Origin of the sequence: Streptococcus sp. 27098_8_75, from assembly GCF_041432475.1 — a bacterium.
Taxonomy (GTDB): Bacteria; Bacillota; Bacilli; order Lactobacillales; family Streptococcaceae; genus Streptococcus; species Streptococcus gordonii.
Genome location: NZ_JAPVZR010000003.1, coordinates 85,070 through 107,983, shown reverse-complemented (window position 1 = coordinate 107,983; position 22,914 = coordinate 85,070). Strand labels below are relative to the sequence as shown.

The 22,914-nt window shown below is 44.0% G+C and carries 25 protein-coding genes and 1 riboswitch; of the genes, 2 read left to right on the top strand and 23 right to left on the bottom strand.

What is annotated here, in order from left to right; genetic code table 11:
* Nucleotides 1-96: 96 nt before the first annotated feature.
* The 4 genes from pulA to O3640_RS05955 all read right to left on the bottom strand — a co-directional run bounded on the left by pulA (nucleotide 97) and on the right by O3640_RS05955 (nucleotide 5,993).
* Nucleotides 97-2,394 carry a type I pullulanase gene (gene pulA, locus O3640_RS05970; protein WP_371586796.1) on the bottom strand — a complete coding sequence of 766 codons (2,298 nt, stop codon included), beginning with the start codon at nucleotides 2,392-2,394 and terminating at the stop codon, nucleotides 97-99.
* Nucleotides 2,395-2,412: 18 nt separating this feature from the next.
* The gene (locus O3640_RS05965) at nucleotides 2,413-3,369 is read right to left on the bottom strand and encodes a diacylglycerol kinase family lipid kinase (RefSeq protein ID WP_008809327.1); all 957 of its coding nucleotides are present in this window, start codon (nucleotides 3,367-3,369) and stop codon (nucleotides 2,413-2,415) included.
* A 9-nt stretch (nucleotides 3,370-3,378) separates the two neighbouring features.
* Nucleotides 3,379-5,337, bottom strand: a complete 1,959-nt coding sequence (gene ligA, locus O3640_RS05960; RefSeq protein WP_061584893.1) for an NAD-dependent DNA ligase LigA — start codon at nucleotides 5,335-5,337, stop codon at nucleotides 3,379-3,381.
* Nucleotides 5,338-5,483: 146 nt separating this feature from the next.
* Nucleotides 5,484-5,993 (bottom strand): QueT transporter family protein, encoded by a 510-nt coding sequence (locus O3640_RS05955; RefSeq protein WP_045635190.1) that lies wholly within the window; start codon nucleotides 5,991-5,993, stop codon nucleotides 5,484-5,486.
* A riboswitch (PreQ1 riboswitch) is annotated at nucleotides 5,991-6,125 on the bottom strand. (Overlaps the previous gene by 3 nt.)
* 28 nt (nucleotides 6,126-6,153) lie before the next feature.
* Between O3640_RS05955 and O3640_RS05950 the strand changes: the two genes are divergently transcribed.
* Both O3640_RS05950 and O3640_RS05945 read left to right on the top strand, forming a co-directional pair.
* Entirely contained in the window at nucleotides 6,154-6,591 is a 438-nt protein-coding gene (locus O3640_RS05950) for a GtrA family protein (protein ID WP_371586795.1), read from the top strand.
* A 31-nt stretch (nucleotides 6,592-6,622) separates the two neighbouring features.
* On the top strand, nucleotides 6,623-7,045 hold the full coding sequence (locus O3640_RS05945; RefSeq protein WP_371586794.1) for a GNAT family N-acetyltransferase: 423 nt from the start codon (nucleotides 6,623-6,625) through the stop codon (nucleotides 7,043-7,045).
* A 96-nt stretch (nucleotides 7,046-7,141) separates the two neighbouring features.
* Here O3640_RS05945 and O3640_RS05940 read toward each other — a convergent pair whose 3' ends face one another.
* The 19 genes from O3640_RS05940 to O3640_RS05850 form a co-directional block, all read right to left on the bottom strand.
* Nucleotides 7,142-7,849, bottom strand: a complete 708-nt coding sequence (locus O3640_RS05940; protein WP_096755123.1) for a B3/4 domain-containing protein — start codon at nucleotides 7,847-7,849, stop codon at nucleotides 7,142-7,144.
* A 17-nt stretch (nucleotides 7,850-7,866) separates the two neighbouring features.
* Complete coding sequence (locus tag O3640_RS05935; RefSeq protein WP_061584895.1) at nucleotides 7,867-8,316, bottom strand: MarR family winged helix-turn-helix transcriptional regulator; 450 nt, start codon at nucleotides 8,314-8,316, stop codon at nucleotides 7,867-7,869.
* A 238-nt stretch (nucleotides 8,317-8,554) separates the two neighbouring features.
* The gene (locus tag O3640_RS05930) at nucleotides 8,555-9,448 is read right to left on the bottom strand and encodes a YihY/virulence factor BrkB family protein (protein WP_096755122.1); all 894 of its coding nucleotides are present in this window, start codon (nucleotides 9,446-9,448) and stop codon (nucleotides 8,555-8,557) included.
* A 148-nt stretch (nucleotides 9,449-9,596) separates the two neighbouring features.
* Nucleotides 9,597-10,454, bottom strand: coding sequence for a methionyl aminopeptidase (locus O3640_RS05925; RefSeq protein ID WP_268723222.1), 858 nt, complete (start codon nucleotides 10,452-10,454; stop codon nucleotides 9,597-9,599).
* 21 nt (nucleotides 10,455-10,475) lie between these two features.
* Nucleotides 10,476-11,753 carry a CBS-HotDog domain-containing transcription factor SpxR gene (gene spxR / locus O3640_RS05920; RefSeq protein WP_008809336.1) on the bottom strand — a complete coding sequence of 426 codons (1,278 nt, stop codon included), beginning with the start codon at nucleotides 11,751-11,753 and terminating at the stop codon, nucleotides 10,476-10,478.
* Entirely contained in the window at nucleotides 11,746-12,297 is a 552-nt protein-coding gene (locus O3640_RS05915) for a GNAT family N-acetyltransferase (protein ID WP_046165386.1), read from the bottom strand. The genes spxR and O3640_RS05915 overlap by 8 nt, the downstream gene beginning before the upstream one ends.
* A gap of 47 nt (nucleotides 12,298-12,344) precedes the next feature.
* Nucleotides 12,345-13,607: a UDP-N-acetylglucosamine 1-carboxyvinyltransferase gene (locus O3640_RS05910; RefSeq protein WP_371586793.1), complete on the bottom strand. Its 1,263-nt coding sequence runs from the start codon at nucleotides 13,605-13,607 to the stop codon at nucleotides 12,345-12,347.
* Between the two features lie 212 nt (nucleotides 13,608-13,819).
* Entirely contained in the window at nucleotides 13,820-14,569 is a 750-nt protein-coding gene (locus tag O3640_RS05905) for a PHP domain-containing protein (protein WP_111723865.1), read from the bottom strand.
* 33 nt (nucleotides 14,570-14,602) lie between these two features.
* On the bottom strand, nucleotides 14,603-14,917 hold the full coding sequence (gene hisE, locus O3640_RS05900; RefSeq protein WP_227955632.1) for a phosphoribosyl-ATP diphosphatase: 315 nt from the start codon (nucleotides 14,915-14,917) through the stop codon (nucleotides 14,603-14,605).
* A gap of 112 nt (nucleotides 14,918-15,029) precedes the next feature.
* Nucleotides 15,030-15,374 (bottom strand): phosphoribosyl-AMP cyclohydrolase, encoded by a 345-nt coding sequence (hisI, locus tag O3640_RS05895; protein ID WP_111723867.1) that lies wholly within the window; start codon nucleotides 15,372-15,374, stop codon nucleotides 15,030-15,032.
* The gene (gene hisF, locus O3640_RS05890) at nucleotides 15,374-16,132 is read right to left on the bottom strand and encodes an imidazole glycerol phosphate synthase subunit HisF (protein ID WP_223349894.1); all 759 of its coding nucleotides are present in this window, start codon (nucleotides 16,130-16,132) and stop codon (nucleotides 15,374-15,376) included. The genes hisI and hisF overlap by 1 nt, the downstream gene beginning before the upstream one ends.
* A 2-nt stretch (nucleotides 16,133-16,134) precedes the next feature.
* Nucleotides 16,135-16,857, bottom strand: a complete 723-nt coding sequence (gene hisA / locus O3640_RS05885; protein WP_223349893.1) for a 1-(5-phosphoribosyl)-5-[(5-phosphoribosylamino)methylideneamino]imidazole-4-carboxamide isomerase — start codon at nucleotides 16,855-16,857, stop codon at nucleotides 16,135-16,137.
* Nucleotides 16,835-17,458, bottom strand: coding sequence for an imidazole glycerol phosphate synthase subunit HisH (gene hisH, locus O3640_RS05880; RefSeq protein ID WP_223349892.1), 624 nt, complete (start codon nucleotides 17,456-17,458; stop codon nucleotides 16,835-16,837). Before hisH ends, hisA begins: the two co-directional genes overlap by 23 nt.
* Nucleotides 17,459-17,492: 34 nt before the next feature.
* Nucleotides 17,493-18,077, bottom strand: coding sequence for an imidazoleglycerol-phosphate dehydratase HisB (hisB, locus tag O3640_RS05875; protein ID WP_223349891.1), 585 nt, complete (start codon nucleotides 18,075-18,077; stop codon nucleotides 17,493-17,495).
* An 11-nt stretch (nucleotides 18,078-18,088) separates the two neighbouring features.
* Nucleotides 18,089-19,381: a histidinol dehydrogenase gene (gene hisD / locus O3640_RS05870; RefSeq protein WP_223349890.1), complete on the bottom strand. Its 1,293-nt coding sequence runs from the start codon at nucleotides 19,379-19,381 to the stop codon at nucleotides 18,089-18,091.
* Entirely contained in the window at nucleotides 19,378-20,022 is a 645-nt protein-coding gene (gene hisG / locus O3640_RS05865) for an ATP phosphoribosyltransferase (RefSeq protein ID WP_223349889.1), read from the bottom strand. Before hisG ends, hisD begins: the two co-directional genes overlap by 4 nt.
* Nucleotides 20,019-21,008 carry an ATP phosphoribosyltransferase regulatory subunit gene (locus tag O3640_RS05860; RefSeq protein WP_223349888.1) on the bottom strand — a complete coding sequence of 330 codons (990 nt, stop codon included), beginning with the start codon at nucleotides 21,006-21,008 and terminating at the stop codon, nucleotides 20,019-20,021. Before O3640_RS05860 ends, hisG begins: the two co-directional genes overlap by 4 nt.
* 55 nt (nucleotides 21,009-21,063) lie before the next feature.
* Nucleotides 21,064-22,122 carry a histidinol-phosphate transaminase gene (gene hisC / locus O3640_RS05855; protein ID WP_268723224.1) on the bottom strand — a complete coding sequence of 353 codons (1,059 nt, stop codon included), beginning with the start codon at nucleotides 22,120-22,122 and terminating at the stop codon, nucleotides 21,064-21,066.
* Between the two features lie 473 nt (nucleotides 22,123-22,595).
* Nucleotides 22,596-22,901, bottom strand: coding sequence for a DUF4298 domain-containing protein (locus O3640_RS05850; RefSeq protein ID WP_061601354.1), 306 nt, complete (start codon nucleotides 22,899-22,901; stop codon nucleotides 22,596-22,598).
* Nucleotides 22,902-22,914: the final 13 nt, after the last annotated feature.

The window sequence follows — 22,914 nt, the reverse complement described above, 5'->3', positions numbered from 1 at the left end:
TGTTCCATTTGAAGTAGAAAAAAAGCAGAAGGGATCTAATTTTTCCCATTCTGCTTCAATGATTTTATAAAGTAAGGTCATCTAAAGTGAATCAACTCAAGCTAAGATTTCAAAAACGCTAGCAGTTAAGTTCTCAACTTCTGTATTAATCTTGCTTCGATTATTGCTGACGACTAGTTTGAGCTGGTCCGCATTTTCCAAGCGATAAGGTGTGCCACTAGCATTAAAGACGACTAAATAATGCTTCTTGTCCTTGACTTCAAAAATGATAAGACCACTATTTGTCTGTGCATGACGAACATAGACATGTTGGTATATTTCTTCGTAAGTCGAGTAAGAAAATTCTTTCCTGGTCGTTTTTAGTTGGATAATCTTGCGGATAAAATTGACACTGTCTTGATGTTTCGAAAGTAGATTCCAATCCACCTGGTTGACTTGGTCTGGCGCATTGTAGCTATTCATAGCTCTTTCTTTATCTGCTTGAGTCACCTGCCCATTTGGTCCTGTTGCCACCAACTTAGTTCGAGAAAACTCCTGCCCCAGCTCCATAAAGGCTAAGCCTTGCATGAGAATATTCATGGCAGTTGCCAGTTCAATCCGCTTGGTAAGCGTTTCTAGATCATCATGTGGATGGAATTCTTCTAGTAAGTCATGTAGATTATAATTATCATGAGCTTCGACATAATTGACGACCTGGTTTGGCATGAGGTAGCTACCTAATTCACTACTTCCTAAAATAGCCTTAGCAATAATATTTTCAGTCCCTTGTCCACTGACAAATCCAGCTTTCAAGGTTCCAAACACCTCAGCACCTTTGATGGCATCTCGCTCATTGTCGTTGAAAAATCCAATGTCTAGAAGCTGATAGGCATTGTCTTTCTTGGCCTTATCTTGAGGCAGGAGGCCTGTCCCCATATCCCATCCTTCTCCGTAAGTCAGGATACGTGGGTCTATCTTGTCCAACTCATCTCGAATGATCTGCATGGTCTCTACATCGTGGATCCCCATCAAATCAAACCGGAAACCATCCACATTATACTCTTTGACCCAATACAAAAGTGAATCAATCATATACTTACGGAACATCTCATGCTCGCTCGCGGTTTCACTCCCGACTCCAGTTCCATTCTGGAACGAGCCATCTGGATTCATTCGATAGTAATAATCGGGAACACTAGCTTGAAATGGGGAGTCAAAGGTAGAGTAACTGTGGTTATAGACTACATCAAGAATCACTCCGATACCAGCATCATGATAGGCTTGAATCAAGGTTTTTAAATCACGAATAGCCTGAGCTGGATCAGATGGGTTACTAGAAAGGCTAGTTTCTGGGGCATTATAGTTCTTCGGATCGTATCCCCAGTTATAGGTTACCTGCCCATTTTCATCATAGTCTTTATGGCGGTCTGAAATGGGCTGGAGCTGGACATAATTCACACCCAAGTCACGAATATGATCAAAGGTTGTCGCTTGACCATTGCCATTTGTCGTACCTGTTTGACAAGCACCGAGGAAGGTTCCGCGGTAAGCTGGTGTGACACCTGAGCTTTCTGACTGGCTTAGGTCACGGATATGCATCTCATAGATAACTGCTTGACAGGCATTCTTCACGCGCCAGTGGGCTTCTTGCCCTTGCTTAACCTGAAAACCAAGTGGATTTCGTTCTTGGTCTGTTACAATAGCTGTTCGTTTACCATCAGGACTAGTAGCCAGGCTATAAGGATCCCGAGTCAAGTATTCTTCGTGATCAAAGATCACACGATATTGGTAGGCACGCTTGGCTAAATCATCAGAAATGCTCCCTTGCCACACTCCAATTGTATTCTTTGTGTGATCTGTCGAAAAATCTCGGCCTCTCTTTAGAGAAATAGTTTTCCAAACGCTGGCTTGGTTGCTGGCATCTTTATAGATGACTACTTCAACCGCTTTTGCTGTCGGTGCCCAAAGTTTAAACTCAGTCTTATCAGCTTGGTAAAAGGCACCTAAACTTCCCTGATAGCCCCAATGGCGGTCAAATTCTTTGGAAGAAACTGCCATATCAAAAGCATGAGGATCTCTGTATTTGTAATAGTGGCTAGTGACTGCCGCCTGCCTAGAATAATAGACTTGATGGTCTCCCTCAAGAATCCAAACTTCTGTAACCAGGTGGGCTGGCAAGAGACGAATGGTATAATCAATGGTCTGGCTTGACCAGTCTGCTTTTTTTATAATCAAATGGACATAATCCAAGTTTGTCTCACTTTGGTAAGTAACAAGTCCACTTCGCCCAAAATAATCAAAATTAGAAAATGACGTTTCCTTTCCGATTTGGTTTTCCTGCCACTGCCATATATTGTACGAAAGGTAATCATCAGTGGGGTTGTGGTAATGGACTAAGACCTGGTAGTCTGGCATTTTTATCTCCTAGGTTCATCATGATTTTTCTGAACAAAGAGCATCATCGCTGATTTCATCGATATTGGCAAAAAATTCTAAGTGATTGTGGAAGACTTCTAATTCAACTGGGGTGTCTCCACCATATTCGCCATCAAGATTAAGCATAAATGGTTCTTTGCTGTCTAAAACTTCTAGTTTTAGTTTGCTTGTTTTTAAATATTCGACATTGACATCTGTCACGTGTTGGCCACCGTTAATGGCCTGAATCATTAGAGCTAACATTTCAAAAAGTTTGGCTGTTTTGACCAAGATCAAGGTAAAGTTGCCATCGTCTAATTTGGCATCAGGAGCGATTCGCTCAAAGCCTCCAATAGAATTGGTCAGTGCTGCAAACATGAGTGAAATCTTACCTTCAAAAACACCATGATCATGAGTAATACGCACCTTGCGGAATTTAGAACGTGGCAACATTTCCGCACCTTTGGCAACATAGGCAAAGTAGCCTAAGCGAGACTTGGCTTCACTTGGAACACGATAGGTCAGCTCACTTAAAGTACCGGCCGCTGCGATGTTAATGAAATATTTTTGCCCAAAGGCACGGCCGATATCCATTTTGATGGTCTGATTTTTAGCAATGATTCTCGCAGCTTCGACAGGTTTACCCATAGGAATCTTCAGCGCACGCGCATAGTCATTGGTTGTACCTGTCGGGATGAAGGCCAAGCGGGGCCGATTTTCCAAGGGGGCTACTCCGTTTACGACTTCATTGATGGTGCCGTCCCCTCCTGCTGCGATAATCAAATCAAAACCAGCTTTAGCAGCCCGCTCTGCTTCTTTTTGCGCAGAAAGAGGCTCTGGCGTCGTTTGATAAGCACTGGTTTCATAGCCTACGTCCTCTAAAACGTCCAGCACTTCCGCAATATTCTTTTTAATAATTTCCTGACCAGATGTCGGGTTGTAAATGAGTCTTGCTCTTTTTATTACATCTTTCATACAGTGCCTCTATAACTGTTCAAGCCATGCTTCATCTTGGATTTCGATTCCCAATTCTTGGGCCTTAGACAATTTACTACCTGCATCCGCTCCAGCAATAACCAAGTCCGTTTTCTTGGAAACACTGCCAGCAACATTGGCTCCTAAACGAAGAAGTTTTTCTTTAGCTTGTGTTCGTGTTAATGTTTCTAATTTTCCTGTTAAAACAACTGTTTTACCCGATAGGACTGCATCTGCAGCCACTTTTTCACCAAGGTAGGCCAGATTAACTCCTGCTTCTTCTAGCTCCTTCAGCAGGATCTGTGTTCCCTCTTGGGCAAAATAGCTGTGCAGGCTTTTTGCAATCACCATGCCAAGACTATCAATGCTGGCAATCTCTTCTTGCTCTGCCTGAGCAAGGCTTGGAATATCATGGAATTTCTCCAGTAAAATCCGACTAGCCTTGCTACCAACATGGCGAATACCTAAGCCAAACAAGAGTTTTTCAGCTGAGTTTGACTTAGAAGCCTGAATAGCATTATATAATTTATTAGCTGATTTTTCCTTAAAGTTCTCTAACTGGAGTAAATCTTCGATGTTTAAGCGGTAAATGCCTGCCACATCTCGAACCAAATCCTTATCAAAGAGCTTTTCCACCACTGCCGGCCCCAGGCCACTAATATTCATAGCATCACGACTAGCGAAGTGAGCCAAGCCTTCCATAATTTGGGCAGGACAGAGTGGATTGATACAACGCAAGGCAACCTCATCTTCAAAATGGAGCAAGTCCCCTTGACAGCTTGGACATTGGCTAGGAACTTCCAATGGTTCATCTGACGTACGCTTGCTCTCAACCACTCGCAAGACAGCTGGAATGATATCTCCAGCTTTATATACGATGACGGTATCCCCTTTGCGAATGTCCTTGTCCCTGATATAATCAACATTGTGTAGAGTCGCACGGCTAACAGTTGTCCCTGCCAACTGAACTGGTGTTAGATTAGCCGTAGGTGTTACTACTCCGGTCCGACCCACTGTCCAGTCTACAGATAAAATCTGGGCTTCCTTTTCCTCAGCTGGAAACTTATAAGCGATGGCCCACTTAGGCGCCTTAACAGTAAAACCAAGTTCTTCTTGCGCAGCCAAATGATTGACCTTGATAACGATTCCGTCGATTTCATATGGAAGCTTGTCCCGTTCCTGACCAACCTTTTCGATAAAGTCCCAGACTTGGTCTATAGTGCTAGCCAGTACCCGTTTTTCATTAACAGAAAAGCCAAGTTGACTCAGTTTTTCAAGGACATCTTCCTGAGTCGCTTCAGATGTTGGGCTGGCTTCCTGATAGAGAAATGTTGCTAGGTTACGCTTGGCCACAACTGATGTGTCTAGCTGTCTCAAGGTTCCTGCTGCAGCATTTCTTGGATTGGCAAATTCTGCCTCCCCATTTTCCTGACGAAGCTGGTTTACCGCATCAAAAGATGCCTTTGACATATAGCATTCCCCACGTACTGTAATAGTCAAGGGTTCTGGTAAGGTCAAAGGAATATCCTTGACGCGTTTGAGATTCTCCGTAATGTTCTCACCAATGGATCCGTCACCACGAGTCGCTCCTGCTACCAAAATACCATTTTCATATGCCAGTGAAATAGATAAACCATCAATTTTTAACTCGCATAAATAAGATACTTCAGGAAATTCTTTTCTTACTCGTTCATCAAAGGCAACTAATTCTGCACGTGAAAAAGCATCCTGCAAACTATAGAGAGGATACTGGTGTTGGTATTTTTCAAAACCATCTAAAACTTTTCCACCCACTCGGTGAGTCGGGCTCTCTGGTAAAATCTCGTCTGGATATTGCTCTTCCAATGAAACCAGTTCCCTGTAAAGCTGATCATACTCACTATCTGACACACTTGGCGCATCTTTTGTATAATATTCATGAGCATAACGATTGAGCAGGGAAACTAACTCAGACATTCTATCTTTCATACTCTTATTTTATCATAAATATCTCTATTCGCCCTATTTTTTCCCTTAAAAAGCGAAGAAAAAGGCCTATCAATCAAAGTTTCTCTTAGCTTTAACGACAAGAAAAAAGGCCTCAGATTTCACAAACCTAATAAGCCTTTTCGTTTTTATTGGGTTAGGTCAATGCGCTTACTGATTTTATCAATCAAGATAGCTCCGACAAGTAGAGATGCACATTCTCCAATAGCTGTTGTAAACCATGTAAGTAAGAATGGTGCTCCAGTAACAATATTCAATTCAATAGCAATTGTCACCATTGAAATCGAAAAGAAAATTGAGAATAAAAAGAAGTCTTTTCGAAGCCAACCGTTGAGCAGATAGCCCGGCTTAACTTTGCTGAATAGGACAACCCCAAGAGTTAGAAAAACTAAAGTTGAACCCCCTCCGACAAAAACATCTAAGATACCAAAGCTAAAGAAATTGGAAATCATACAACCGATTGTCACACCAATAATGTATTTACGATTATAAAAGGCCATAAAGTTCATCATTTCAGAAATTCTAAACTGATAAGCGCCAAAGCTAATCGCATTGAAGGGTGGTGTGATTGTAAGAGCAATGTAAATAGCTGCTACAAGAGCAATTTGCACCATATCACGGGCAGTTAATTTTTTCATTAAATTCTCCTTTAGCGGTTTTACCGCGTGTAATATGCTTGGCGAAAGAAGCTAAGCGCCAAGGGTTGCTAGAAATAAGAAGAAAGACAATCCTCTCCCTTACAAACTCGGCAACTCAACTAGTATAGCATAAATATTTGAAATATGATAGACTATCTTTATGAAATCCTTAATAAAAAAATTCTTTGATAATGAGATTCTATCCTATCTCTTCTTTGGTGTGGCAACAACTATCGTTTCTGTTGCCAGCAGGATGATCTGTTATGAATTAACTAGCAATGAAATCTTGGCAACCGTCATTGGTGATGTTCTTGGTATTCTCTTTGCCTTTGCAACCAATGACACCATCGTTTTTAAGCAAAAAAGAAAGGGCTGGCCTGCTAGATTAGTCAAGTTTTTCACAGCTCGATTGGCTACGATGGGTTTAAATTTACTCTTGACCTTTATCTTTGTGACTAGTTTTCCGCAGATTATTGGCCAGTTTGTTAATCATAATATCAAATTGGTCAATACCATTGAAACCCTTATCGCTCAGGTGCTTATTATTGTTCTCAACTACGTTTTCAGCAAACTCTTTGTCTTTGAGAAAAAGAACTAAAGACCTCGGAAAGAGCTCCATGGAGGCAGAAATGAACTTAAAATTTGAAAATGGTGACTCAGCTAAAAGAGAAGAACTGAGAAACTTACTCAGAACCTATAACCGCTCAAAAAGAGAACCGTCAGAAAGCCAAGCTCTGGACATTTATTTAGAGGATGAAGAAGGAAATCTCATAGCTGGCTTGACCGGAGAAACTTTTGGAAATTGGCTTGAAATCGAATATCTATTCGTGAAAGAAGACCTTCGTGGGCAAGGTATTGGATCAAAAATTTTGGATCAAGCTGAAAAAGAGGCTCGAGTCAGAAACTGTACCTATTCATTCGTCAATACCTATCAGTTTCAGGCGCCTGATTTTTATAAAAGACATGGATACCAAGAAGTATTTACCTTAAAAGAATATCCTTATAGCGGAAAGAGGTACTATTTTACGAAAGACTTAGGATCTGAGGACTAATGAGAAGGGGGGATTCTGGCAACTATTTATAAAAAAAGGATCCACCCTACATAAATTAATCTGGACCAGATAATTCTGATCCAGATTTTTTTATTTTTAAATTTCCAGATTGGGATGTTCAGCAGTCAGATGGGTGATTTCACCTTTGATGCCAAAATAGTCCTCAATCAAAGTTTGGAGTTCTGTCATAGCTGCTTGGGCACGCGTTGCCTGCTCTCCATTGATAGCCTCAATGACTAAGATGGCATCCTTGGTCTCCTCTGTTAACATAGTCCTCTGCGCTTCTCTCCAGTTAAGGCAACGGCAGACAGCTCCCTCTTTATCATAGTAAATGATTTCTTCTGGCAGTGCCGGTGCGTCACTCTCAGCACCCAATGGGAAAAAGGCTTCCCCACCCTTGGCTTTTCCTAAATAAAGACCTCCGACAATCTTATCCAAATCCTCACCGCCACATGGAACTGCATAAGAGAGCGAAACACTGTTGTAGATATCGACCAGAGGATTGATTGGCTGGAACTCTCGCCCCTGACTGACCCGCTTAAGCAGAGCTTCGATAGAGGATCGTGCTCCTTTCTTGGTCTTGAATTTGCTGAAGGCCTGCCGCCACTCTTGAATGACTTCATTTTGAGTGAAGTTCTCATCTAAGATAAAGTCCTCAGCTCGTTTCGCTCCCTTATCCAGCAGGGATTTGAAATATGGATCCTTACTTTCATCCACTCGATTATCCAGTCCTTTGACTACTAAAACACTAATCTGAGCTTCTGGAAATACTTGCCAAAATTCATGTTCAACTGTAACTTTCATGATGCACCTCTTTAATCTTAATAGTTTCTTTTTTGTCCTTTTTTGACTGCTTCCCAGTCACCTGTGATATTTTCACGCACTCGTACCAGCATTTTCTCCAAGGCTTTAACTTCCGCCTGAGAAAAGCCCTGCAGGGATGTCTCTTCAGAATAGTTATTCTCCGCTAGGATAAAAGGATAAAGTTTTTCTCCTTTTTCCGTCACAAACCATTCCTTGTTCTTCTTGTTGCCCTTGGCTGCCTTCTGCTGGACCAAGCCCTTGGCCTCTAGCTTCTTGACAGAGCGAGCAACCGTAGAGCGATCCACCTTGAGCAGCTCCGATAGCTCCTCTTGGATAATTCCTGGATTCTCCGCGATTCTTACCAAATAAAGATATTGCCCCCGCGCCAGCTCTATGTCACGGAACTCAATATTAGCAATGGAATCCAAAGCTCGGGCGATAATCCCAATTTCCCGCAATACTGACATATCCCCTCCTTTAAACTTTTATTTGAATCTATTATACCACCTTTTATTGCAAATGCAATAAAAAAGACTAAAAAAGAAAAGAGGAAAATTCCTCTTTAAAAAATCAATATCAAAATCCTTACAAGTAAAGGAGTTTCTTATTCTTATTAAGATTAGTAATGATACTAGAGAAAAATGCAGAATTCAATTCTTGACAGTAGCTAATATGTTCTTGAGTATCCTTTAGGTTGCCATTTAGCTAGTTCTTCTTTTTAAAGGAAAAACTTCCTATTCTGTCTAGTTGGAACTCCGACTCAGAACAACTTTGAATACTCGCATTGAGAATAGCACCGATAATCAATATTTTAGAAACAATGATAAACCATAACATAATGATGATCACAACTACTGATCCGAAAAAACGGACATTAATAAAGTGGTGCATGTACGCTTCTAAATAGGCACTAAATAAATTCAGTAGGCCAAAGAGAATTCCCACTACAAAGATGGTCCCTGGCAAGACGTACCGAAGTTTGTTTATCTTAACATTAGGCAAAAGATAATAGAGGGCAACTAAGGTTAGAAAGAGAACTAGGAAAACAAGTCCCTCAGTTATAGTACTGATTTGTCTATAGAAAGAGACATCTAAATCAAAAACATTGTAAACCACAGTTAGGATACTTCGACCAAAAACAGATAGAATCATGGAAAGGATCAAGAGTATCTGTAAACCAATACTCACTACAAAACTAAACAGGCGGTTTCGAAGCAGGCCATGGCCTTTTGTGACACCGTAAGCCTTATTAAATGCCTTTTGCAAAAATGAGATACATTTGGAAAAAGCCCAGAGAGCTGACAAGATGGAGAAACCTAGTAAACCAGAAGACGGCTGACCAAAAACGGCTCTTACAGCTTTAGCCACCATGGGGTAAAGCGAATCTGGTAGTATTTCGTTTAACAAATTCAAGAGGGCATCCGTTTGAACTTGAAAATAGGGTAAAATATTGGCTAAAACCAGCAATAAAGGAAGGGCCGAAATCAAAAAATAGTAGGCTACAGCTATACTGGTCATGCCTATCTCAGACTTATCATAAAAGCCAATAAAAGCCCGTAAAAACTGCTGTTGTTTCAGTTTTTCGACTATTTTTTTCATGAGCTTCCTTTCTAAAACTAGGGCAAAGGCCCATCATTTATTTCTCTTTGATTTTCTAGTAGCAAGGTTCATTTCTTGCTACTATTCTCATTCTATATCAGACAAAGTTAAGAGGCTAGGAACGCCTTATCCCAACCTCCTATGTTTTCTAATAAGTTCCTTCTTCACCCTGACTGGTCAAAATCACTGGACCGTCTTTGGTGATGACAAACTGGTGTTCGTATTGGCAAGACAAACCACCATCAAGAGTCTTATGGGCCCAGCCAGTTTTAAAATCTGTGTCAATTCCCCAAGTACCAGTATTGATCATAGGTTCGATGGTCAATACCATCCCTTCTCTTAGACGTAAACCACGTCCTGCTCGACCATAGTGGGGTACCATTGGTTCTTCGTGCATAGTCGGACCAACTCCATGACCAACCAAATCTCTCACAACACCATAACCATGACTTTCAGCGTATTCTTGAATCGCTGCACCAATATCGCCAATTCTATTACCAACTTGTGCTGCTTCAATTCCTCGGTAAAGACATTCTTTGGTCACATCCATGAGTTGCTGTGCTTCTGGACTGACTTTCCCAACTGCATAAGCCCAGCAAGAATCCGCAACACCGCCACGAAAACTTTCTGTGTATTTTTTAACTTCTGAGACCTTATTAAAATCCAGTTTTGAAACATCTAATTCAGCCTTATCAACCAATCCGACAACCATATCTACACAGATAATGTCACCTTCTACCAGCTTTTGATGACGGGGAAAAGCATGAGCCACTTCATCATTTAGAGAGCAGCAAGTAGCATACGGATAGTCCATGATGCTGCCTTCTACACCAATCTGTAAGGGCAAAGCATTTGCTTCTTTGCAGCGTTTGCGGACGTATTCTTCAATATCCCACATATCGATTCCTGGCTTAATCAAGTCTCTCAAACCTCGATGAATAGAAGCGAGAAACTCCCCACTTTTTGCCATTAAGTCAATTTCGCGTTGCGATTTTATTGTAATCATTCTTAGATTTTATTCCTCTTCTTAGTTTATTTTCACTGTCATAGTTGCCTTAGCTACTAATTGATGGTCTAAATAGACATCGTAATCTATAATTGCTGAACGTCTTGTTTCATGCACCACACGGGACGTCAAAGTCAAGTAGTCATCCAATTGAACAGCCTGTAAAAAGTATATCATCATCTGTTCAATAATTAAACTTCGTCCATTAGAAGCCACCAGCTGATGAGTTGCAGTATTTAAGATTTCTGTTAGAACTCCATGCGATAAAACCCCGTTATTTTCCAGCATAAAAGGCTCTACTGTAAAGGAGAAACCATTAGCGTTCTGGACTAACTTCTGAGCAATCTGGTCACTGAAGGTAGGTAGACTTGATACCTGCTCCCGACTCATTTTTTCCAAAATATCCCGCCGGGTAATGACTCCTAGCAAGGTTTGATTGCTTCGTATAACAGGAATCATCTCAAAATCTTCTGCAATCATCCTTTGACTAATATTGGCAATATTCGTCTTCAAACCTGTCATAAAAGGATTTTTTGTCATAATTTTATCCAGATTTGTATGGGGTGATTTATCTCCTGCATCCCGCATCGTCACTACTCCAACCACCATTTGATGCTGATTAATGACCGGAAAGCGACTGAAACGATTTTTACGCACCAGCTCCAAATAATCACGAACTGTATCCGTTTCCCTTAAAAAGCCATATTCATGACTAGAACGATAGACCTGTTCAACTGTTAAAATATCTGTTTTTATTTGAATATTGGAAAGCGCACGATTAATGATTGTCGCTACTGTATAGGTATCATGCTGGGTCCGCATGACCGGGATTCCCATCTGATCTGCAAGAGTTAAAATATCCTCTTCGACTCGAAATCCCCCTGTAACCAGGACAGCATTTTCATTCTTTAGCGCTAAGCGCTGAATCTCTGTCCGGTCTCCGACAATCAAGAGACCTCCTTCAGTCAGATAACGCATAATATTTTGCTCTGTCATGGCTCCGATAGAGAACTTACTGAATTCCTTATCTAAACCGGCCTGTCCAGCTAATACTTCTGAGCGAGTAATTTCAGCGATTTCATGATAGGTCAGATGCTCTAGAACAACTTTTTTAGATTTCACTCGAACAGTACCGCTACGAGGACGAGTCTCAACCAAGCCTCTGTTTTCAGCTTCCTTAATCGCTCGGTAGGCCGTTCCATCACTGACCCCTAGATAGTTCGAAATACTACGAACACTGACTCTTTTACCAATAGGAAGTTTCTCCAAATAAGCGATAATTTCCTGGTGTTTACTCATAAAAATCACCTCTTTCATAGCGAAATTCGATATAGTCTCTCATCTTGCGTGTATAGCGGTCACTTCCTTTAAATTGTCGACACATTTTAAAACCCGCCTTTTGAGCAACACGCTGACTAGCTAGATTTTCCTGATGAGTGACAATGCTTAGCCTTTTTAGGTCAAATTCGCTAAAAGATAGAAAGAGAATCTCTTTGACACATTCGGTCATTAGTCCCCTTCCCCAATAATCCTTTTTTAAAAAATAGCCCAGCTCAGCTTCTTGCTTAATTTCATCTAACTTCTCAAACTTGATAGAACCTATCATTTGCTGGCTTTCTTTATCACAGATTGCCCAAACACCAAGAGGATTCTTCATGAAAAAGTTAGCTACTACATACTGGCTCTCCTGCAGACTGGATTGACTTGGGAAGATGAACTCCAGATTCTGTGGATTAGACGCTATGGCATAGAAATCTTCTGCATCCTGGTAAGAGAAGGGTCTGAGTAGCAGGCGGTCTGTTTCAATAAAAGCAAATTCAGCTAGTTTTGTCCAAATATTCATAAGCTACCTTTAGACAATACTTTCGTATATATCCTATTCTTGTATCCTTACGCTTCTTCTACCAACTCAATATCGGCACCCAAATTTTTCAGCTTCTCAATAATATTAGAATAGCCACGAAGGATAAACTCAATATTGGTAATCTCCGTCCGGCCTTTAGCCATCAAACCTGCAATAACCAATGCCGCTCCCGCGCGTAAGTCAGTAGCTTTTACAGCAGCACCATGTAGTTGATTTGGTCCTTCATAGATAATTTGATGACTGGTTGATGAGATTTTAGCAGTCATTTTAGCAAGCTCAGGCACGTGATTAATTCTCTTCTCATAAATCGTATCCATTATTATCCCACGTCCTTTGGCTTTCAACAAAAGTGGAGTGATTGGCTGCTGTAAGTCAGTGGCAAACCCTGGATATGGAGCAGTTTTAATATTGATAGCTCTGAGTTCTCTTTGCTCTTCAACATAAATGCTGTCTTCTGAGACAGTCATTCTAACACCCATTTCTTCTAGCTTAGCGATAAAACCTTCCAAGTGCTCATACAAGACATTATTAATCTGAATCCCTTGGCCGACTGCTGCTGCCAGTGAAATGTAAGTCCCTGCTTCGATTCGATCTGGAATAACCTGATGACGAGTCCCATGAAGCTTATCTACACCTTCGATTGTGATAATATCCGTACCAGCACCACGAATATGGGCACCCATATTATTCAAAAGAGTAGCAACATCAATAATTTCAGGTTCACGGGCTGCATTTTCAATAACTGTCCGACCGGATGCTCGAACAGCAGCTAACATAGTATTAATCGTCGCACCAACACTTACTGTATCCATGTAAATGCTTGCTCCTCGCATGCGTCCAGTCTCGGCTTCCAGATGCATGGCATTGCCTTCTTGAGTCATCTGAGCTCCCATAGCTTCGAAAGCTTTCAAATGAAGGTCAATCGGACGCGGTCCAAGGTCACATCCGCCTGGAAGACCTACTGTTGCTTTTCCAAAGCGCCCTAAAAGACTTCCGTAGAAATAATAGGAAGCGCGGAGGCTGTTGATTTTACCATAAGGCATCGCCATACTTTGAACCTGACGTGGATCAATCTCAAGACTGTCTCCATCCCGCTTCACACTAGCTCCCATGGTTACCATGATATCAATCAAGCTATCAACGTCTGAAATAGCTGGCACTCCATCTAAAGTCACAATGCCATCTGCCAAAATAATAGCTGGAATTAAAGCTACAACACTATTTTTTGCACCACTAATCATAACCTCACCTTTTAAAGGACGGCCACCATTTATCACTATTTTTCTCATTTTATTTCTCTCTCAAGCTTTTTCATACATAGAATTCCTATCTATTATATCACAGATACCTGTTTTTGCCTATTCTTTTCGTAAGACAGAGATTTTAAAAAGAGAGAAGACTCTTTCTTCTCTCTTGAATAACAGTTAGGTAAACAGGCACTTTTTAGAACGTCCTATTTCATATTTTGTTTCTTTATTAGCATAGGCAGGTCTAACAGACGTTAGATGAGCTCATCTTCCCCAATTTCAAAGGCTTCCAAGATTTTCTGGATTTGATCAAAACCAAGTCTAAAATGCTCCAGCTTGTGGCCATCTGATCCCACTGAAAAGCGCTGGCCACCCAGCTCCTTGACTAGAGAAAGAGCGTAGATATAGAGTTCCTCATGGCCGTAAAGATACATGGACTTGCAGTTGAGCTCAAAGGCCAGATCGTGGTCAATCATCTTTTGAAAAAGATGTCGCAGCTCTGGTTCAAAAGTCTTTAACTCTTCTACGGTAAGCGCAAATTTTCGGAAACCATAGTCAAAATGAGCTAAGACATCTGCTGGTACAGCCTCAATAGCCTCTTCTAACTCTCTTAGGTAGCGGGGAATTAATTCCATCTTATCCAACTGCAGGACTGGCTCTTCCAGATAGTCAAAACTGCCATTGTGGTGGACAGATAGGAGTTTCAAATCGTAGTCCTTGTCCGCTAGGAAGGCTAGGATATCGTCCTTACGCGGAGCAAAATAGCCAATTTCAATGCCCTTTTTAATGCGATTGCCATATTGCTGGTTCAGCTCTGCTATTTTTGCTGAATAGGCCACATAGTCAGGCACATCATCGTGGGGCGAGGCAGCTTCGTAAGGGTAGGGATTAGACAAATCATAGTGCTCAGTGGTGACAATCTCGCCCTCGTAATGGTCCAGATAGTCACAGAAATCTGCCTCAGAATCATAGGAAAAATAGGTATGAAGATGGTTGTCGCGCATGCTGAACCGCCTTTCTGCAAATCTTGTGTCACTTTAGTATTGGTCAATTTCAGGTCGATCGTGAATCCGGCTCTGCTTGCCCTGACGGGCCTGGAGGACGGCTTCTACCTCTTTCAGACTGACACCAGTCTCGACGAGAGAGACCGCCAGATGGTAGAGCAAATCAGCTGTCTCATTGGCCATCTCGTCCTTGTCAGCATTTTTAGCCGCAATGACCACTTCTGTCGCTTCTTCACCGACTTTTTTGAGAATCTTGTCCAGCCCCTTGTCATAGAGATAGCTGGTATAGGAGCCTTCCTTGGGCTCTTTTTTGCGTTTGAGGGCTTCTTGATAGAGAGTTTTTAGCATAGTATCTCCTTGTTACTGTCCTTATTTTACTATAAAAAGCAATTCTTTCCAATGGCAGACTGATGTCGTAGTTTTATTTTTGCATTAACCAAGTACAAAAGTAAGGGAGCTTTTAGTCAGTTTTGCCGTCTTGTTCATTCCAGATTGTATGGAAAAAGCAGGATTTGGCACCGGTGTGGCAGGCTGCTCCCAGCTGGTCTACCTCGATCAGCAGGGTATCTTGGTCGCAATCAGTTGTGATTTTTTTGACAGTCTGATAGTGGCCGCTGGTGGCTCCCTTATGCCAAAGCTCCTGACGTGACCGGCTCCAGTACCACATCTGACCGCTGGTGCGGGTCAGATGGTAGGCTTCTTCATTGAGATAGGCCAGCATAAGGACTTCTTTGCTGGTGTGGTCTAGGATAATGGCAGGTATGAGACCGCCTTGCTTTTGAAAATCTAACTTTACTTCTGTCATCAGATGCGCACCTCCAATCCAGCTTCCCGCATGGCTTTTTTGGTCTCTGCGATGGAGACCTGACCATAATGGAAAATCGAAGCGGCCAAGGCACCTGTCGCTGCAGTCTTTTCAAAAACTTCTAGGATATGCTGGCTACTGCCAGCACCACCAGATGCGATGATAGGAACGGAAACCACTTGGGAGACGGCTTCCAGCATTGGCAAGTCAAAACCAGACTTGGTCCCGTCCTTGTCCATACTGGTCAAAAGAATTTCCCCCGCTCCAAGACTGACAGCTTCTTGGACCCAGTCTAACAGGTCGCGACCGCTGTCCTTGCGGCCGCCAGCCAGATAGACATGCCAGCTGCCATCCGCTTCTTTCTTAGCATCCACGGCCAGCACCACGCATTGACTGCCGAATTTCTCAGCGCAGTCAGCTAAAAGCTGAGGGTTTGCCAATGCTGATGAATTAACTGCAACCTTATCCGCCCCAGCCTGGAGCATCCGCTTCATGTCCTCAACCGTGCGAATGCCGCCCCCGACGGTAAAGGGAATGAAAACCTGCTCCGCCACGCGCCGGACCATCTCGACCGTCGTATCCCGCTCCTCATGGGTGGCGGTGATGTCCAGAAAGACCAACTCATCACAGCCGGCTTCATAGTAGGCCTTGGCCGCATCAACTGGATCGCCTACATCAGTCAGATTGACAAAGTTGATACCCTTGACCACCCGGCCGTCCTTGACATCCAGACAGGGAATGATTCGTTTTTTCAGCATGGCTAGCCCCTTTCTGCTTCCTTGATCTGCTCTAGGCTAATTCGTCCACTATAATAAGCCTTGCCCACAATGGCACCAGCCAAGCCCAGCTTTTTCAGCTCTTCTAAGTCATCCGCTGACTGAATACCACCTGAGGCAATGACTTGAGCATGCTTAAGGGACGCCAGCAATTTTTGATAATGCTGGATATTGGGGCCAGTCAGAGTCCCGTCTCTGTCCACATCTGTATAGACGAAGAGACGGACGCCGATTTTTTCCATGGCCAATGCCAGACTGATATAGTCCTGACTGCTGGTTTCCAGCCAGCCCTCAGTCGCAACCAGCCCCTCTTTCGCATCGATGCCAATCACGATTTTGTTGCTTCCGAAGCGCTCCAGCGCTTCCTTAACAAAATCAGGATTCTTAACAGCCATAGAGCCTATAATGACACGGTCAATGCCAACCGCTAGGTAATCTTCAATCTGCTCCAGACTGCGGATGCCACCCCCGACTTGGATAGCTAGGCCAGTCTGCGACTTAATCTGAGCAATCAAATCCCGATTGGCCGCCCGACCTTCTAAGGCTCCGTCCAAGTCAACCACATGAATCATGGTAACCCCGGCTTCTTTGAAAACTCGAGCTTGCTCCAAAACATCGGGATTGACTACCGTCTTCTGACTAAAATCCCCTTTAAAAAGGCGGACGGCCTGACCGTCTTTGATATCAATAGCGGGCAGTATTTTCATAGACATACTCCTTAAACTTCTCTAGGATACCGAGGCCTACAGCACCTGACTTTTCTGGGTGAAACTGACAGCCAAAGACCGATCCTCGGTGAATCATGGCTGGGATAGACAACCCATAATCAGCCGTCACATCCAAGTACTCCTTCGGAACATCTGTATAGTAGCTATGGACGAAATAGACTGACTGGCCCTCAAGACCAGCTGTCAAGACAGACGACTGACGGATTTGTAAGTCATTCCAGCCCATGTGAGGCACAGGCAGACCAGCCTGATCCGGAATCCGACGGCAAACACCGGGAATCAAACCCAGTCCAGAGCTTTGACCATTCTCCAATCCAGACTCCAGCAGGAGCTGCATGCCTAAGCAAATGCCCAAGAGAGGCTTGCCATCGGCCACAGCCTGCTGGATAACTGACACCAGCCCTCGTCTTTTCAACTCCTGCATGGCAGTAGGAAAAGCACCGACTCCTGGTAAAATCAATCCATCTGCGTCCAAAATTTCCTGCGGATTAGCTGACAGGCGCGCTTCTACTCCGACATGAGCCAGAGCACGGAGGACATTGGCAGTATTTCCCGCGTCGTAATCAATAACAATCATCATCTCTACATCAACTCCTTTCACTCAGAAGGACAAACTAGAGCAAGCCCTTGGTGGAGTTGACTCCATGAATCTCTGGATTTATGGTAATAGCCTCCCGCAAAGCTCGCCCAGTCGCTTTAAAGAGGCTTTCCGCCTTGTGATGGCTGTTCTTGCCATGAAGGATTTTCAGGTGCAAATTCATCTGCAGATTAAAGGCTAGGGCTTGGAAAAATTCCTCCACCAGCTCGGTATCAAAATTCCCTAGCTTGGGATTATCAAAATCCGCCTCAAAGACCAGATAGGAGCGACCGGATAGGTCCAGACTGGCCATGCCTAGCGTTTCGTCCATAGGCACAAAGCTAGTGCCGTAGCGGTTGATACCTGCCTTGTCTCCCAAAGCCTGACGCAGAGCCTGTCCTAATACGATGCCCACATCCTCAACCGTATGGTGGTTGTCCACCCATAGGTCGCCTTCAGCCTTAACCGTCAGAGAAATCCGACTGTGGCGGGCAAAAAGGGTCAGCATATGGTCAAAGAATCCGACACCAGTCTCAATGGCAACCGGCTCCTGTTGGTCGAGATTGACAGCCAGCTCAATATCGGTCTCCTGTGTTTTACGCTTGATTTCAGCTTGTCTCATGGCAACTCCTTCTATTTTTTCTGTCTGCGGGCTTCAATGGCCTTGGCATGTCCCTGCAGGCCTTCTGCATAGGCCAGACTGGTAATATCCTTGTCAGCCGCTCCTACAGCAGCACGGCTGTACTGGGTGTATTGGATGCGCTTGATAAAGTCATAAACTCCCAGCGCTGATGAAAAACGACTGGTGCTGGTTGTCGGCAAAACGTGATTGGCTCCCGCATAGTAGTCACCGATTGGCTCGCTAGTATAATGCCCCAGAAAGACAGAGCCAGCATTTTCAACCTGGTCCAGATAGCTGTAGGCATCATCCATGGCAATTTCCAAATGCTCAGGTGCCACCTGATTCATAAGCTCAAACATGGCTTCCTTGGAAGGCGCAAGGATAATGCGGCCGTTATTCTCAATCGAAGCACGCGCGATTTCCTCTCGCGGTAGCTCTTTCAGCTGTCTGTCCAGCTCTGCTTCGACTTGGTCCGCCAGCTCCTCTGAATCGGTCACCAGAATAGCCCGAGCCAGCTTGTCGTGCTCAGCTTGCGACAGAAGGTCGGCCGCCACATAGACTGGACTGGCTGAACGATCCGCAATGACTCCAATCTCCGAAGGACCAGCAATCATGTCAATTCCCACGACACCATAAACCATCTTCTTGGCTGTAGCCACAAAGATATTGCCCGGTCCAGTTATCTTATCCACCTTGGGAATGGTCTCAGTACCGTAGGCTAAAGCTGCTACACCTTGGGCTCCGCCAATTTGGAAAATCCGATCCACACCAGCTAGCTTGGCGGCTACCAAAATCGCTGGAGTAAAGTGCTCCTGGGGTGGTGTAATCATGATGATTTCTTTGACACCAGCAATCTTAGCTGGGATAACATTCATGAGAACGGAGGACGGATAGGCTGCGGTGCCGCCAGGTACATAGGTGCCGACCCGCTCAATCGGCCGAATCAACTGACCACGGATAACGCCCTCACTGGGACTGTCCTCAAAACCAGTCTCCAACTGCTGGCGGTGGTAGGATTCGATATTAGCTTGGGCATTTTTCAGGGCGACCAAGACCTCTGGGTCAATCTCCTCAAAGGCCTTGTCAATTAGCTCCTGCCCAATCTCAAAATCTGTCACCTCAACCTTATCAAAGAGCTTGGTATAGTCTCTTAAAGCTTGGTCACCGTCTTTTTTGACCCTTTCAATAATTTCAGCCACCGTTTCTTCCACATCTAAGTTCTGCTGACTAAGCTGCAACTGCTCTTCGTATAAAATCCGTGAAATTTCTTCGTTACTTCCGCTTAAACGTTTGATAATAGTCATTTAAAAGCTACCTCTCTTCTTCCTACTAGGGATTCAATCTTTGCCACAAAAGGCATGATATCCGGGTTATTTTTCAGGGAAGCCTGATTAGCAATGAGGCGGGCCGACACCCGGCAAATGTCTTCAAAAACCAGCAGACCGTTAGCTGACAGGGTATGCCCCGTCTCCACAATATCGACAATGGCATCCGCCAGACCCAACACCGGTGAAATCTCCACACTGCCTTGGATGGAGATGATTTCCACATCTTCTCCTTTTTGATTAAAATAATCAGTCGCTACCGTTGGGTACTTGGTCGCAATTCGCTTGCGCTTGTGATCATGGGGGTCATAGCTGGGTACTGAGGCCAGTGAGAATTTACAAAGGCCAAAGTTCAGATCCAGCAGCTCCAGATAGCCGGTCGGATGCTCAAAGAGAATGTCCTTGCCAACAATTCCTAGATCAGCAACTCCATGGCGCACATAGGTTGTCACATCAGGACCTTTGACCAAGAGAAAGCGAAAGCGACTGTCTGGGCTTTCAAAAATCAAGCTGCGCCCCTTGTCTGCCATGAAGGACATATCAAAGCCAGCCTGGGCCAAGAGCTTGACCGTATCTTCCTCGATCCGCCCCTTAGTCAGGGCAATAGTAATCTGACTCATCTGCCATCACCTTCCTTTCCGCCCTCGTCCGGCAGGTCATCATGAATGGCCTGATAGACACTGTCAATATCTAGGGACCAGCCGATAGCCGTCAGCTCTGTTGCCCCGAAGCGCTTGAAAAGCTGGTCATAGCGACCACCAGACAGAAAAGCATCTGGAACTCGGTCGCCAAAGACCTTGAAGGTCAGGCCAGTATAGTAAGGCATGGATGCTACCTGCCCCAAGTCCATGGTTGTCTGATCTAGCAAGTCTGACAGACTCTGCAAAACCTGCTCCACATCATCTAGAGCCGTCAATATCCGCTCGTTGTCAACTATCTCTCTAGCCCTAGCTAAAACCTGTTGGCTAGGTCCAAACAAATAGGGAAGTTCTTGTAAAAAATCATCAAATTCACTCGGTCTGGTCTGGGTGAATTCAAAGATCCCTGTCCTATTTTTCTTGCGAATATAATCTAGCAGCTGGGCCTCCTCCTGCGAACCCAAGGTCAAACTCTCTAGGATTGTCTGCAGGATTGCTGCATGGGAAAACTCAAACTGATAAGACTTAACCTGCGCCAAATCCAGCGACTGCTTGGCTGTCTTGATAGCCTCAAGCACTGCCTCGCGAGCTGGATAGCCGATAATCTCAATACCAGCTTGGCTGAGCTCGTTAGCAAGACCGCGCAGCTCTTCTTGATAGTGAAAGACCTTGCCCGAATAGGAAAACTTGGTCGGAGTATGCACCCTGGTCGAAGCAATAACCCGACCAATCTGGCTGGTCACATCTGGCCGTAGCACCAATAGCTCGCCTTTTTTATCGAAAAGATGATAATGATGGGGCTCCACATGGTCACTGAAGACCTCAAAGTGCTCCAAAGTCGGCGTGTCAATTCGATTGAAGCCCTGAGCCATCAGGAAATCACTGATGTCCCGTTCAATCTCATAAGTCACACGCGCCCTCTTGAAAAGCTTGTCGTGCATGCCAATCGGAAGGGTGATTTTATTCATAGGCTGCTTTCCTTTCTAGATCTATTTTTACACTAGCTGGCTTTGAGTCAAACTCTCAGCTGCTGCAACTGTCCTTGATAGCTTCTAGGACAGTTTCCATCTCCTCTCGCCGTCCGATAGAGATGCGCAGAAAGTCTTTGATTCGCTCTGCTTTTGGAAAATACCGTACATAAATCCGACGCTCCTCTAACTGCTGAAAAAGCTCTGCTGCAGAAATTCCACTAGGCTGGGCTAAGACAAAGTTGGTCTGACTAGGCAGGACTTGGAAATCCAGCACAGCCAATTCCCCAGCAAACCAATCTCGGGTCTCTTGGATGGCTCTGCCGGTCTCCAAATAATAATCCCAATCTTCCACCGCAGCAAGAGCCAAGCGCTCTGCCAACAGATCCACCGAGTAAGGATTAATGGAATCCTTGACAGCTTTCATGACAGCTATTAAGTCTGGATGACCGATACCGTAGCCCACTCGCAGACCAGCCAAAGCAGCATCCTTGGAAAAGGTCCGTGTAATAAAGAGGTTGGGATAGGTGTCTAGAAGAGGCAGGGCAGATTGACCGCCAAAGTTAATGTAAGCCTCATCCACCACCACTACTACATCCTGATTAGACGCCAGAATTTCCTCCAACTGATCCAGCGGCAGATAAATCCCTGTCGGAGCATTGGGATTGGCTAGGATAATGCCGCCATTGTCTCCAAAAAAATCTGACGGATGGACCTCAAAATCAGCTGACAGAGGGATTTCTCGAAAAGGCACTTGGTAGAGGTCCGCCCAGACCTTGTAAAAACCATAGGTCAAGTCTGGAAATAAGACCGACTCGCCACTGTTAAAGAAAGCCAGAAAAGCCATGGACAAGATGTCGTCACTCCCGTTGCCGATAATGAGCTGGTTGGGTGATACACCCAAATTTGCAGCCAAAGCCTGACAGAGCTCCGCCTGATCCAAACTGGAATACTTGCGCAACTCTTGGGCATCAAAGTTCTGCAGGGCCTCTGCCACCTTAGGACTTGGCCCATAAGCATTTTCATTGGTATTGAGCTTAATCATGTCTGGCTCATTGGGCTGCTTCCCCGCTACATAAGGATTGATTTGCCTGAGACCTTTTAGCTTAACCATTTTGCCACCTCTCTTTCACACACTAGCCATTATATGACTCTGATTATCTTTTAGAACTTCCAATAATTGAAAGACGAAATTTACCGCTTTGGTAAAGGAAAATAGGGGAATCTTCTGGTTTAGATATAATAAAAAGCCCTCGCAAAAAAACTTTGCAAGGACGTTGACACGTGGTTCCACCTTTATTCGGACCCCAGTCGCCTGAGGACCCTCTGGGAGTACGAGACTCCAGATTGATAACGGTAATCAGCCGTCGGACACTAGTCTCGGTCTACTGACAGATTTCGCACCCGCACTCAAGAATGTGTCGTCTAAGGATTGGATGCCGTCTCACCAATAGGCACTCTCTGTTTCTTGTCTTAGACTTTTTCTCTCATCGCTTTCAATTTATTGTTGAATATTCTACATGAATTTTAAATAAAAAGCAAGAGAAAAATGAAAATTATTAATTTTATTTGTATTTTTAAAACATACTATCGTTCTTTTAACATGGAACTGGACAAATCCAGCAGACTAATCGCTGTTTCAAAATGCTCCCCCATTAGGTCATAGACAGCATCTTCGCTTAAGACACCGCAAGCTATATTTTCAGGGAAATCCGGTCCATTCGAGAACTCTAAATCATCAAAAAATTTCTGACTAGTATAATAGTCCCTCAGCTGAATATATTCAGTTTGACAGCGCTCCAGTTGATCTAGAGCTTTCTGAGCATCTGCTAGGACTTGAGCATATTTATTCAGATGTCCTTCCATTTTTTGAATTCGTTCTAACTGCTCCATCTAATTCTTTCCT